Origin of the sequence: Pseudomonas sp. BS3767 (genome assembly GCF_900099665.1) — a bacterium.
GTDB lineage: Bacteria > Pseudomonadota > Gammaproteobacteria > Pseudomonadales > Pseudomonadaceae > Aquipseudomonas > Aquipseudomonas cerasi.
On sequence record NZ_FNCX01000007.1, the window covers coordinates 234,632 to 247,148 of the forward strand.

Annotated in this window: 10 protein-coding genes; 7 read left to right on the plus strand and 3 right to left on the minus strand. The window is 58.8% G+C overall.

Annotated features, from left to right (window positions below; translation table 11 throughout):
* Positions 1–166: 166 nt before the first annotated feature.
* Complete coding sequence (locus tag BLR16_RS20195) at positions 167–598, minus strand: hypothetical protein (protein WP_003436340.1); 432 nt, start codon at positions 596–598, stop codon at positions 167–169.
* 450 nt (positions 599–1,048) lie between these two features.
* Between BLR16_RS20195 and BLR16_RS20200 the strand changes: the two genes are divergently transcribed.
* A complete protein-coding gene (locus BLR16_RS20200) occupies positions 1,049–1,975 on the plus strand; it encodes a chemotaxis protein CheV (RefSeq protein ID WP_003315817.1) in 927 nt (308 codons plus the stop codon).
* Between the two features lie 101 nt (positions 1,976–2,076).
* Positions 2,077–2,886 carry an MOSC domain-containing protein gene (locus BLR16_RS20205; RefSeq protein WP_058416952.1) on the plus strand — a complete coding sequence of 270 codons (810 nt, stop codon included), beginning with the start codon at positions 2,077–2,079 and terminating at the stop codon, positions 2,884–2,886.
* Between the two features lie 59 nt (positions 2,887–2,945).
* Here the strand turns inward: BLR16_RS20205 and BLR16_RS20210 are convergent, their stop codons facing one another.
* The gene (locus BLR16_RS20210) at positions 2,946–4,874 is read right to left on the minus strand and encodes a transglycosylase SLT domain-containing protein (protein ID WP_003370486.1); all 1,929 of its coding nucleotides are present in this window, start codon (positions 4,872–4,874) and stop codon (positions 2,946–2,948) included.
* 204 nt (positions 4,875–5,078) lie between these two features.
* Between BLR16_RS20210 and BLR16_RS20215 the strand changes: the two genes are divergently transcribed.
* The gene (locus tag BLR16_RS20215; RefSeq protein ID WP_003436344.1) at positions 5,079–6,989 is read left to right on the plus strand and encodes an ATP-binding cassette domain-containing protein; all 1,911 of its coding nucleotides are present in this window, start codon (positions 5,079–5,081) and stop codon (positions 6,987–6,989) included.
* 69 nt (positions 6,990–7,058) lie between these two features.
* On the opposite strand, the gene BLR16_RS20220 is transcribed toward BLR16_RS20215, so the two are convergent.
* Entirely contained in the window at positions 7,059–7,526 is a 468-nt protein-coding gene (locus tag BLR16_RS20220) for a universal stress protein (RefSeq protein WP_003370492.1), read from the minus strand.
* Between the two features lie 130 nt (positions 7,527–7,656).
* Here BLR16_RS20220 and BLR16_RS20225 point away from each other — a divergent pair, with 130 nt between their 5' ends.
* The 4 genes from BLR16_RS20225 (at position 7,657) to BLR16_RS20255 (ending at position 12,471) form a co-directional block, all read left to right on the plus strand.
* Positions 7,657–8,094: a hypothetical protein gene (locus BLR16_RS20225; protein WP_032609932.1), complete on the plus strand. Its 438-nt coding sequence runs from the start codon at positions 7,657–7,659 to the stop codon at positions 8,092–8,094.
* A gap of 692 nt (positions 8,095–8,786) precedes the next feature.
* A complete protein-coding gene (fadB, locus tag BLR16_RS20245) occupies positions 8,787–10,952 on the plus strand; it encodes a fatty acid oxidation complex subunit alpha FadB (protein WP_044308550.1) in 2,166 nt (721 codons plus the stop codon).
* Between the two features lie 4 nt (positions 10,953–10,956).
* Positions 10,957–12,132: an acetyl-CoA C-acyltransferase FadA gene (gene fadA / locus BLR16_RS20250; RefSeq protein ID WP_054081619.1), complete on the plus strand. Its 1,176-nt coding sequence runs from the start codon at positions 10,957–10,959 to the stop codon at positions 12,130–12,132.
* A 102-nt stretch (positions 12,133–12,234) separates the two neighbouring features.
* The gene (locus BLR16_RS20255) at positions 12,235–12,471 is read left to right on the plus strand and encodes a DUF1653 domain-containing protein (RefSeq protein ID WP_003370499.1); all 237 of its coding nucleotides are present in this window, start codon (positions 12,235–12,237) and stop codon (positions 12,469–12,471) included.
* Positions 12,472–12,517: the final 46 nt, after the last annotated feature.

The following is a 12,517-nucleotide window of genomic DNA, read 5'->3' on the forward strand; positions in this document are numbered from 1 at the left end:
TGTGATTTCTTGTGCAAATGGGACCGCTCAAGCGCGTGTGCAGTCTCTGGTCATACGTGAAGACGATGTCAACACCAGTAAAGACAATGAACGGAAAATGCTGGCGTGACAACGCTGCCTCAATGACATCGCGATACGATTCTCAACGGCCGGGCGTGATCGAGCGTTATTGGCGGGTTGCATCTTTCGGCAAGGCCGATTGCGCGGAGGCGCTGGCCAGTTTTTCCAGCAGTTCGAGCTGTTCGTGGTCGTCCATCGTCAATTCGCCGGTCAGCGGATCGAGAAGCTCGACTTGCCAGTACATCAGCGTCAGGCAGTTCTTGACGGCCAGCAGGGCTTCCTGGGAAAGCTCGTTGGCCTGACTGCCGGTTTTCAACAACTGGCACAGCTGGCGGGAAAAATCGGCAATGCACGGCACAGGAACGGCCTCTGCCTCCTGCGCGAGCTTGCGCAGGGTTGTCAGCAGGCAGCCGGTAGCGTCCTCGTCGTTGGGGATCAGCTCCAGATGCGAAAGACATTCTTCCGACTTGTGCAAAAGTGCCTGAGACAGGCTCAGGAACTGGTCGTGCTTGTGCTGCCAATCGTTGTGGCTCAGCATCCTTTGTCTCCACTGATCATGGATAGCGAACTTCCGCCCGCGGCGAATGGCTGACAGTTAATGTCGATTTCAAACAAAAGTATGTAGGACGTTTCTGAATGTCGCCAGCGCCACTCGATTGCAGGGATTGGGACGCGGACACAAATCGAACGCCATTCATGTAGTGAGAATGCCGTCACAATAGTGGCAATTAGATGTCGATCATATCAGGTTATCCCTGATTGACTTTTTGCGGATATATGATTTTGCTCTGGGCGCAAAGAGGCGCCGAGGCATTTTCGGCGCGGGTTTGAAGCTGTATTTGTGTGTCTTGAAAGCGACATCAGTAAAGCATGATGGTAAAATGACATCAATGCTTGAGAGTGGCCGTTCATCGCCATTAAGGTCCGGCTGATTTCAGCCGATACAGGCTCAACAGAATCAACGCGACCATCGCTTCAGGAGCTAATAATGGCAGGCATTCTCGACACAGTAGATCAGCGCACACAACTGGTGGGCGAGAATCGCCTGGAAATCCTCATGTTTCGCCTTGCCGGTCGGCAGTTGTTTGCGATCAACGTGTTCAAGGTCCAGGAAGTATTGCAGCTACCCAAGCTGACCCTCATGCCGCAACGCCATTCGTTCGTGTGTGGTGTGGTCAACCTGCGCGGCCAGACCCTTCCGGTGATCGACCTCTCCCAGGCCATCGGCATGCGCCCACTGGTACCGGGTCCGGGCAGCACAATCATCGTCACCGAATACAACCGGTCGGTTCAGGCTTTTCTTGTTGGCGGTGTCGACCGTATCGTCAACATGAACTGGGATGCAATCATGCCACCGCCGGTCAGCGCAGGTCGTCAGCATTACCTGACCGCCATCAGCAAGGTCGATGATCAACTCGTAGAGATCATCGACGTTGAAAAAGTGCTCGCCGAGATCGTGCCTTACAACGCCAAGGTATCCCGCGAGAAGCTCGAAGATCCGGTGCTGGAAAATGCCCGTGGTCGGGAAGTGTTGCTGGTCGACGATTCCAAGGTCGCGCTGGCGCAGTTGCGCGATACGCTGTCTCAGTTAGGCCTCAAGCTGCACGTCGCCAGCGACGGCCTCAAGGCGCTGAACATGCTCAAGGCCTGGGCGGACGCAGGCGAGAACGTGCACGAGAAGCTGCTGATGGTGTTCACCGATGCGGAAATGCCGGAAATGGACGGCTACCGTCTGACCACTGAGATTCGCAACGATGCACGCCTGCGCGGTCTGTACATCGTCCTGCATACTTCGTTGTCCGGCAGCTTCAACGAATCGATGGTCAAGAAGGTCGGCTGTGACAACTTCCTCTCCAAGTTCCAGCCCGACAAGCTGGTCGAGGTCGTGCGCGAACGTCTTTTGATGATTGTCTGACACCGCGCTCGATTCTTCATCGCGAGTGCTGCCGGCTCCGGCTTCGGATAAGCTTTGCTGTCTGCATCAAAGCTTATCCAGCCCCAAAGGAATCGGCGCACATGTTACGTCTCAGCTCGCTCTATCGTTTCCCCCTCAAATCCTGCAAGGCCGAGCCGATGCAGCGCGCCTCGTTCGATGCGTTGGGGTTGGCGGGCGATCGACGCTGGATGCTGGTCGACGCCAGTAATGGCCGATTCTTCACTCAGCGCGCCCTGCCGCACATGTCCCGACTGTCGGTATTGTGGAACACCAGCGGTGGTGTAACCCTTTCGGCACCTGGCTTCGAGCCTCTGGACGTCGCGATTCCGCTGGATATCGACTCTAATTTGCGTGGCGTGACCGTCTGGCGTGACTCGCTGCAGGTTCCGGATGCGGGTGATGAGGCCGGCGAATGGGTCAGCCGGTTTATCGGCAAGCCCACGCGCATGGTCTACCTGCCAGCGGAGCGTGCGCGCTGGATCCCTGGCGGCTACCAGACGGTCAACGACCGGGTGAGCTTTGCCGATGGTTTTCCATTGCTGCTGATCGGCCAGGGATCGCTCGATGACCTGTCAGCGCGCATGGGCAGGCCGATGGAAATGCTGCGTTTCAGACCCAATCTGGTGATCGAAGGGGCCGAGGCCTTTGCCGAGGATGGCTGGAAACGCATCCGTATCGGCGACATCGAGTTCCAGTTGCTCACGCCTTGCGCACGCTGCATCCTGACCACTGTCGACCCGGCAACCGGCGAGCGCAGTGCAGATCGCGAACCGTTTGCCACGCTCAAGACTTATCGGGAAGTTGAAGGCAACGTGCTGTTCGGTCAGAACGTGGTCAACGAGGGGGTGGGCGAGCTTGAAGTGGGCATGTCCGTCGAAGTGCTGGAGTAGGGGCGGGCAGCGCTATTGTCCGGCAGGAGTGCTGTGCGCGGCACTCCTGCCGACACCGGTCACTGGTCGTCGAAAAACCGTTCGTGCCAGTCCACCAGAGGCTGCGGCGAGTTGAGCTTCTGGCCGTAGATCACCGAGTACGACAATACGTTTTGCACGTACTGACGGGTTTCATCGAACGGAATGCTCTCTACCCAGACATCGAAGGCCAGATGATTGGCACCTTTAAGCCATTGGCGCACGCGCCCCGGGCCTGCGTTGTAGGCCGCTGAGGCGAGCACCCGGTTGCCGTTGAACTGCGCATGCACCGAGCTCAGGTAGGCGGCGCCCAACTGGATGTTGGTGTCCGGGTCGAGCACCTGCTGAGGCGAGGCCAGCGGGATGCTGTACTTGCGCGCGGTCTCCTTGGCGGTGGCAGGCATCAATTGCATCAGCCCGCTGGCACCGACGCCCGAGCGGGCATCATCCATGAAGGCGCTTTCCTGACGCGTGATGGCGAACACCCAGCTCGAATGCAGGCCGCGCACCTTGGCTTCGCGTACCAGCGTGTCGCGGTGTGCCATCGGGAAGCGAATATCCAGATCGTCCCAGTATTGCGCCTGGCTGATGGTGCGGATTGCCGGGAAATACCATTGCATGTCGTAGGCCAGCTTGGCCTGGGCAACCATCTCGTCACGATTGAACAGGCGGCTCACGTGATACCACTCACGCCGACCGTTGACGATCTCGCCGCGATCATGAAACTCCAGTGCGCGACGCACGCCCGGCGTGTTGCGTACCTTGTTGATCAGCGCCTGGCTCAGCACCAGCGGCTTATTGTTGAGCTGGTACGGGCTCTGGGTGCGATCGGCAGCCAGAAAGCCGTAGAAGTCACGCTCCTTGGCGACATCCTTGTACAGCGCAGCAATCAGCGGGCTGTTGGGTTGCGCCAGTTCCAGAGAGCGGGCTTCCCAGTAACGCCAGCGATTGGTCGCCGCCAGATCCTTGGGCAGCCTGCGCGCGAGCTCATAGGCGTCTTCCCAGCGACCCAGGCGCAGCAACAGGCGCAGGCGCCATTCGGTCACGGTGTCGTCACGCAATTCGGGGTCATATTTGGTCATGACCTCCAGTGCGCGGTCGTCATAACGACGCGCCAGGGTCAGGCCGATTTCCTTGGCAATTTCGACCTGCTCTTCGCGGGAGAAATGCATGGTCACGGCGTAGCCATCGAGCATCGACAGGGCTTTCTGCGGGTCCTGCTTGGCGAGCCGACGCAGGCCGAGACCGACCACGTCGGACATCGCTTCGTCTACCGGGGCAAATTGCGACGGGTTGTTGACCATCTCCGGTTTCTGCGCGACAGCCAGTAGCAGGCGTCCTTGCGGTGCCAGCGAGTTGAGGCTGTCCACCAGCGTGCTGGCCAGACTGTAATTACGCGTCTGCGCCGCCAGCTTGGCGCGCTGCCAGCGCTTCTGTTCGGTCAGCTGGCCGGCGGCCGCCCACTGGGCAAAGAAACCGTCACAGGCGGCGGGTAATGTCTTGCCGGTCATCCAGAGCTTTTCGGCACTGGCGAAGCCTTCGGCGCGTTTGTTGTTGTTCAATTGGTACTGCCCGTACAGACAGTCCAGCTCGACGAACTTCATCTTCGGGTCGTAATACTTGACGAAGGTTTGCCAGTCGCCACGCTCGGCCAGCCAGCGCAACCAGCGCAGCTTCATCCAGTTGGCTTGCGGCAGGTCGCCGTGCTCGGCAAGGAACTTCTCGATTTCGGGATTGCTTGCCGTTTTCAGGCGCGCCGTCAGTTCGTCGTATTCGAGGTAAGGCTCCAGCGGATAGTCGGCCAGGGCCGTGGCGTACATCTGGTAGGGGCCGGAATCGCCCTTGGCCAGTGCGCGCTTTGCTTCGTCGTAATACTTGCGTTGTTGGTTGAGGTCTACCGCATGAGCAGTCTGGACGGCGGTGGCGGAGAGGAGCAGGCACGATAAAAAGCTGAACAAACGACTGCGCATGAGACTTCCGAGCAGATGAGTCGGTGAAAAGTATTGCTAGCTTAGCCTTTTGCCAGCTCTTGGTGAAAGCATTGCCGACGAGCTTGTCTCATATGGAAATAATTGGCGGTCATAAAGTCTTGTCGAGGCGCGCAGCGGTGCCATGAATGCCGACATCTGCCTGCTATCTCAGGTAGAATGCGCGCCCGGTTTTTGGAGAAGCTCATGACCCTGCTCAAATTCAGCGATGTGTCCCTTGCTTTCGGCGCCATGCCGTTATTGGACAAGGTGTCCTGGCAGATCGCCCGTGGCGAGCGGGTGTGCATCATCGGCCGTAACGGCACAGGCAAATCCAGCATGTTGAAGCTGGTAAAAGGCGTTCAGAAGCCTGATGACGGGGCTGTCTGGCGTGCGCCCGGCCTCAAGATCGGCGAATTGCCCCAGGAATTGCCGGTAGCCGACGGACGGACTGTGTTCGATGTGGTGGCCGAAGGTCTGGATGGCGTCGGTGCCTTGCTGGCCGAGTACCACCACCTGGCGCAGAACTGCGTCACCGAGGAAGACCTGAACAAGCTGATGCATGTTCAGCAGGACCTCGAAGCCCGTGATGGCTGGCGCCTGCAGCAGTTGGTCGAGAGCACTCTCAGCCGCTTGCAGTTGCCTGCCGACAAGACCCTGGCAGAACTGTCCGGTGGCTGGCGTCGTCGTGTTCTGCTGGCCCAGGCGTTGGTGTCCGAGCCGGACCTGCTGTTGCTCGACGAGCCGACCAACCACCTGGATATCGGCGCCATCGCCTGGCTTGAAGAAGCCCTCAAGGATTTCCAGGGTGCAGTGCTGTTCATCACGCACGACCGGGCATTCCTGCAAAACCTTGCGACCCGCATCCTTGAGCTGGACCGCGGCGGCCTGATCGACTGGGATGGCGACTACGCCAGTTTTCTGGTCCACAAGGAAGCTGCGCTGGCTGCCGAAGAAACCGCCAACGCGCTGTTCGACAAGCGTCTGGCCCAGGAAGAAGTCTGGATCCGCCAGGGCATCAAGGCTCGTCGCACCCGTAACGAAGGTCGCGTGCGTGCGCTCAAGGAGCTGCGCGTAGAGCGCAGCGAGCGTCGTGAGCGTACCGGCAAGGCCAACATTCAGCTCGACACTGCCGAGAAGTCCGGCAAGCAGGTCATGGTGCTCGATAACGTCAGCTTCGCCCATCCGGGCGGGCCGACCCTGATCAAGGATTTCTCCATGGTCCTGCAGCGCGAGGACCGTATCGGTCTGCTCGGCGCCAACGGTACCGGCAAGACCACGCTGCTCAAGCTGATGCTCGACAACCTGCAGCCAACCGCAGGCAAGGTTGAAGTCGGTACGCGTCTGGATGTGGCCTATTTCGACCAGTTGCGTCACCAGCTCGATCTGGAAAAGACCGTAATCGACAACGTTGCCGAGGGACGTGATTTCATCGACATCGATGGCCAGAGCCGTCATGTGCTGAGCTACCTCGGCGACTTCCTGTTCAGCCCGCAGCGTGCCCGCACGCCGGTCAAGGCGCTGTCCGGTGGCGAGCGTGCCCGTCTGTTGCTGGCCAAGCTGTTCAGCAAGCCAGCCAACCTGCTGGTGCTCGACGAACCCACCAACGACCTGGACGTCGAAACCCTGGAGCTGCTCGAAGAGGTTCTGCTGACCTTCAAAGGCACTGTGCTGATGGTCAGTCACGACCGGGCATTCCTCGACAACGTCGTCACCAGTACGCTGGTGTTCGAAGGCGAAGGCAAGGTTCGCGAGTACGTGGGTGGTTATCAGGACTGGCTGCGTCAGGGCGGGTCACCGCGTCTTCTGGGCGTCGCCGACACCAAGTCGGGCAAGGCCGAGCTGGCCAGCGCTGTGGTGCAGGCCGCACCGGTTGCCGCTCAGGACATGCCGGTGGCGAAGAAGAAGCTCAGCTACAAGCTTCAGCGTGAGCTGGAGGCATTGCCTGCGCAGATCGATGAAGTCGAAGGCAAGATGGCCGCGCTGAACGCGGAAATGGCCGAGCCGGGCTTCTACCAGCGCTCGTCCGAGCAGACTGCAGCCGTGCTGGCGCAGCTGGAAAACCTGCAGGCCGAACTGGACAAGCTGCTGGAGCGTTGGGCCGAACTGGACGAGTAATCGTCCGGCGCGTCTCAGGTTGCAGGAAAAGCCCGGGTCACCGGGCTTTTTGCTATAGCGGGCCCGGGATTATTCAGGCTTCTTGTCTTCCTGTTTGTTGAGGCGTACAGCCAGTACGTCACAGGGCGCGCCATGCACGACGTCGTTGGTGGTCGAGCCTAGCAGCAGGGCCAGGCCATGGCGGCCGTGGCTGCCGACAACGATTACGTCGCAACCCTTGTTCTTGGCCAGTTGATGGATTTCCTGACGCGGCTGGCCATACACAAGATGGCTTTCGCCTTCGTTGAGCAGCGGGAATCTTAGCTTGAGTGAGTCCTGTACTTTCTTGAGTTTTTCCTTGGCCTGGTCGAATTGCTGCTGCTGCAACTGCGACAGGTCCATGGGTACGTCACCGCCAAAGGCCATTGCCATGGGTTCGACGATGTGCACGATCGACAGCTTCGCGCCGCTGTCTTTTGCCAGCATGCTGGCGCGGTGGATGACCGATTCACACTCATCGGTGAGGTCGATGGCAACCAGAACGTGTTTGTATGGCATGAGGGTGTCCTCCGGGAGAATTGCAATGATGGGAGTATGGCTCTTTCGTTCGCATCTGGGCAGGCCCCCGTGCAAGTCATTGTTTTCAAGAATGTTGTAAAGAGCCTGAAATCGGCTGGGGGCAAGAAATATGACGGTCTGGATAGTCCTGTCAATCATTGGTGTAATGCTGAGTCCGCTGGTGTGGTTACGTCCCTCGCGCCAGCAAAGCGGCAGGATGGCGTTGCGCATGCAGGCGCGGCGGCTGGGCATGGGTATGCAACTGACCCCGCAGGAGTGGCCGCACTGGCTGAGCAAAGAGCCGCCCAGCCCTTGCGCGCAGTACCATCGTCCGCGTCTGGGCTCGCATGCAGATACCTGGGTGTACTGGCAAAGCGAACCGGGCGTATGGCTTAACCGCTGGCGCGAGCCTTGCGAGGACGCGAGGCTGCTGCCCCACCTGCAAACGTTGCCCGTGGATGCCTACAAGGTCGAGGCTGATGGGCAACTGATTGCGGTGTACTGGGCCGAGCGGGGCGAGGCAGAAGTGTTACAGCGTATTGATGCGGTGCTCAGGGCGCTGGCCTGACCCTGAATCGCAGGCATTAAAAAGCCCGATAACAACATCGGGCCGGGGTTGGCCAGGCAGGCCGATAATTCGTCGCGTGCCGACAGGCTTTCGCTGCCATGTCGGCTTTCGCTGTTGCGCACCCGCAAATCAGCTGCATTGCGAGCCTCTTGTGGCGCAGTGCTGCGACTCTAGACCTTTTGCTCCTTTTTGTCGCGATTCCTGCAAATATTTTTTGCATGTGCCCTCGTGCGGTGCGTTCCTGGCTGATTTTCCCCGCGCTTATCGATTGTCACGCATCGCGATTATTGTCATGCAGAGGCCCGTCGTCCCTGGCGTGGCGGCTTATTACCGCGCTCCGCGTCCAGCAACTGCAGGGCATTCAAGTGAGCACTATCATTACCGCGAATGATGGAAGATCTTAGGTTGCAGCGGGCATTATGGGGCCTCGGCATGTTCCTGTTAAAACGCGAATTTTCAGGCGTTTTGTCGAATTGACAATCTTGTGGTTATGCCTGATGGTGTGCGTACCCAAATCAAACGGGCGTATGAAATGAGCGTTTGGTCGTCAGAGGGCTCTCACAGAATCCCGACTACCACGTCGCGGCGGTAAGCGTGTGATTTGGCGTGTTCATCGACGGCGACGTCGTAGCCCCGTCGGACATTGAGGTCCGGCGGGTATTGTTCAGCTTCCATATTGTGGAGATCAGTTGATGATTTACGAAGGTAAAGCCATCACGGTTAAGGCTCTTGAAAGTGGCATCGTCGAATTGAATTTCGACCTCAAGGGTGAGTCCGTCAACAAGTTCAACCGTCTCACCCTCAATGAGTTCCGCCAGGCAGTCGACGCGCTCAAGGCCGACGCATCGGTCAAGGGCGTGATCGTCACCAGTGGCAAAGATTCATTCATTGTCGGCGCCGATATCACCGAATTCGTCGACAACTTCAAGTTGCCGGAAGCTGAACTGGTCGCTGGCAATCTGGAAGCGAACAGGATTTTCAGTGATTTCGAAGACCTGAACGTGCCGACTGTCGTCGCAATCAACGGTATTGCGCTGGGCGGCGGTCTGGAAATGTGCCTGGCCGCAGATTATCGAGTCATCGCCAGCAGCGCTCGCGTCGGTCTGCCCGAGGTCAAGCTCGGCCTGTACCCGGGTTTTGGCGGCACCGTGCGTCTGCCACGCATTATCGGCGCTGACAACGCGATCGAGTGGATCGCCTCGGGCAAGGAAAACGCCGCAGAAGATGCGCTCAAGGTTGGTGCCGTGGACGCGGTGGTTGCGCCCGACAAGCTGCAGGCTGCCGCCCTTGATTTGATCCAGCGCGCCATTTCCGGCGAGTTCGATTACAAGGCCAAGCGTCAGCCGAAGCTGGACAAACTCAAGCTCAATGCCATCGAGCAGATGATGGCATTCGAAACCGCAAAAGGCTTTGTCGCAGGTCAGGCCGGCCCGAACTATCCGGCCCCGGTAGAAGCCATCAAGACCATCCAGAAAGCCGCCAACTTCGGTCGTGACAAGGCACTGGAGATCGAAGCTGCCGGTTTCGTGAAAATGGCCAAGACTGCTGCTGCGCAGAGCCTGATCGGCCTGTTCCTGAACGATCAGGAGCTGAAAAAGAAAGCCAAGGGCTACGACAAAATCGCCAAGGACGTGAAACAGGCTGCCGTACTGGGCGCCGGGATCATGGGCGGCGGTATTGCCTATCAGTCGGCAGTCAAAGGCACGCCGATCCTGATGAAGGATATTCGCGAAGAAGCCATTCAACTGGGTCTGAACGAAGCGTCCAAACTGCTTGGCGGTCGTCTGGAGAAAGGTCGTCTGACCGCTGCGAAGATGGCCGAAGCGCTTAACGCCATTCGTCCTACGCTGTCCTACGGCGATTTCGGTAACGTCGATCTGGTCGTCGAAGCAGTCGTCGAGAATCCCAAGGTCAAGCAGGCGGTACTGGCCGAAGTCGAAGCCAATGTGGGTGAAAACACCATTCTGGCGTCCAACACCTCGACCATCTCGATCAGCCTGCTGGCCCAGGCCCTCAAGCGCCCGGAAAACTTCGTCGGCATGCACTTCTTCAACCCTGTGCACATGATGCCGCTGGTGGAAGTGATCCGTGGCGAGAAATCCAGTGAAGAAGCGGTCGCCACGACCGTTGCCTACGCCAAGAAAATGGGCAAGAACCCGATCGTGGTCAACGATTGCCCGGGCTTCCTCGTCAATCGTGTACTGTTCCCGTATTTCGGTGGTTTCGCCAGACTGGTCAGTGCAGGCGTGGATTTTGTGCGCATCGACAAGGTCATGGAGAAATTCGGCTGGCCGATGGGTCCTGCCTATCTGATGGACGTGGTCGGTATCGACACCGGACACCACGGGCGTGATGTCATGGCCGAAGGCTTCCCTGATCGCATGAAGGACGATCGCCGCTCTGCGATCGACGCTCTGTACGATGCCAAGCGCCTCGGGCAGAAGAACGGCAAGGGTTTCTACGCGTACGAGACCGACAAGAAGGGCAAGCCCAAGAAGGTCAATGACCCGGCGGTGCTGGACGTGCTCAAGCCGATTGTCTACGAACAACGCGAGGTCAGCGATGAAGACATCGTCAACTGGATGATGATCCCGCTGTGCCTGGAAACGGTCCGCTGCCTGGAAGACGGCATTGTCGAAACCGCTGCCGAGGCTGACATGGGCCTGATCTACGGTATCGGTTTCCCTCCGTTCCGTGGCGGCGCGCTGCGCTACATCGATTCCATCGGTGTTGCCGAATTCGTTGCCCTGGCTGACCAATACGCCGAACTGGGTGCCCTGTATCAACCGACCGCGAAGCTGCGTGAGATGGCCGCCAATGGCCAGAGCTTCTTCGGTCAAGCGTCTTCCGAGGAATGAACCAATGAGCCTTAATCCAAGAGACGTCGTGATTGTCGACTTCGGTCGCACCCCGATGGGCCGCTCCAAGGGCGGCATGCACCGCAACACCCGCGCTGAAGATATGTCCGCGCACCTGATCAGCAAGTTGCTCGAGCGCAACAACAAGGTCGATCCGGCCGAAGTCGAGGATGTGATCTGGGGCTGCGTCAACCAGACCCTGGAACAGGGCTGGAACATTGCGCGCATGGCGTCATTGCTGACCCAGATCCCGCACACCTCGGCCGCCCAGACGGTCAGCCGTCTTTGTGGTTCGTCCATGAGCGCGCTGCACACGGCTGCTCAGGCAATCATGACCAACAACGGTGACGTGTTCGTCATCGGCGGTGTCGAGCACATGGGGCATGTCAGCATGATGCATGGCGTCGACCCGAACCCGCACATGTCCCTGCACGCCGCCAAGGCCTCCGGCATGATGGGCCTGACCGCTGAAATGCTCGGGAAAATGCACGGCATCACCCGCGAGCAGCAGGACGCTTTCGGCCTGCGTTCCCACCAGCTGGCGCACAAGGCAACGCTGGAAGGCAAGTTCAAGGACGAGATCATCCCGATGCAGGGCTATGACGAGAGCGGTTTCCTCAAGGTCTTCGACTACGATGAGACTATTCGTCCGGACACCACCCTGGAAAGTCTGGCGGCACTCAAGCCTGCCTTCAATCCAAAAGGTGGCACCGTGACTGCCGGTACGTCTTCGCAGATCACCGACGGTGCGTCGTGCATGATCGTCATGTCGGCCCAGCGTGCCCAGGACCTCGGCATCCAGCCGATGGCGGTGATTCGTTCGATGGCGGTGGCCGGTGTCGACCCCGCAATCATGGGTTATGGTCCGGTTCCGGCCACTCAGAAAGCGCTCAAGCGCGCTGGTCTGAGTATTGCCGATATCGACTTCTTCGAGCTCAACGAAGCCTTCGCTGCACAGGCCTTGCCGGTGTTGAAAGATTTGAAAGTGCTCGACAAGATGAACGAGAAGGTTAACCTGCACGGCGGCGCCATCGCTCTGGGGCATCCTTTCGGGTGTTCCGGTGCACGCATCTCCGGCACTTTGCTCAATGTCATGAAGCAAAATGGCGGCACCTTCGGTGTGTCGACCATGTGTATTGGTCTGGGTCAGGGCATCGCGACCGTTTTCGAACGCGTCTGATTCCTGAGTGTGATGCGAGCCGGGGCTTGGTGCCCCGGCTTTTGTTTTTTGGAAAAATGGTTTCAGGCAAATTTTCTGGACGTGTTACAAGAGGACCGCGACATGCAATTGCAGCCAGGGCTCTATCGCCATTACAAGGGCCCGCACTACCGGGTTTTCAGCGTTGCAAAACATTCCGAAACCGAAGAGGAAGTCGTGTTCTATCAGGCTTTGTACGGCGATTTCGGCATGTGGGTACGTCCCTTGAGCATGTTTCTGGAGTCGGTCGAGGTTGACGGCGAGCACGTCCCGCGCTTTGCTCTGATTGAGGCTGAACCCAGCCTGTTTTCCCGAACGTGAGAGGCGATTGCACAACAGGCTGTGCTTGACCTCACCTTGTAGCCAC

What these genes read in the sequence shown, in the direction of transcription:
- BLR16_RS20255 (WP_003370499.1), top strand. Translation starts at nt 12,235, where the DNA reads ATGCAATTGCAGCCAGGGCTCTATCGCCATTACAAGGGCCCGCACTAC.
- fadB (WP_044308550.1), top strand. Translation starts at nt 8,787, where the DNA reads ATGATTTACGAAGGTAAAGCCATCACGGTTAAGGCTCTTGAAAGTGGC.
- BLR16_RS20210 (WP_003370486.1), bottom strand. Translation starts at nt 4,874, where the DNA reads ATGCGCAGTCGTTTGTTCAGCTTTTTATCGTGCCTGCTCCTCTCCGCC.
- BLR16_RS20225 (WP_032609932.1), top strand. Translation starts at nt 7,657, where the DNA reads ATGACGGTCTGGATAGTCCTGTCAATCATTGGTGTAATGCTGAGTCCG.
- BLR16_RS20205 (WP_058416952.1), top strand. Translation starts at nt 2,077, where the DNA reads ATGTTACGTCTCAGCTCGCTCTATCGTTTCCCCCTCAAATCCTGCAAG.
- fadA (WP_054081619.1), top strand. Translation starts at nt 10,957, where the DNA reads ATGAGCCTTAATCCAAGAGACGTCGTGATTGTCGACTTCGGTCGCACC.
- BLR16_RS20215 (WP_003436344.1), top strand. Translation starts at nt 5,079, where the DNA reads ATGACCCTGCTCAAATTCAGCGATGTGTCCCTTGCTTTCGGCGCCATG.
- BLR16_RS20195 (WP_003436340.1), bottom strand. Translation starts at nt 598, where the DNA reads ATGCTGAGCCACAACGATTGGCAGCACAAGCACGACCAGTTCCTGAGC.
- BLR16_RS20200 (WP_003315817.1), top strand. Translation starts at nt 1,049, where the DNA reads ATGGCAGGCATTCTCGACACAGTAGATCAGCGCACACAACTGGTGGGC.
- BLR16_RS20220 (WP_003370492.1), bottom strand. Translation starts at nt 7,526, where the DNA reads ATGCCATACAAACACGTTCTGGTTGCCATCGACCTCACCGATGAGTGT.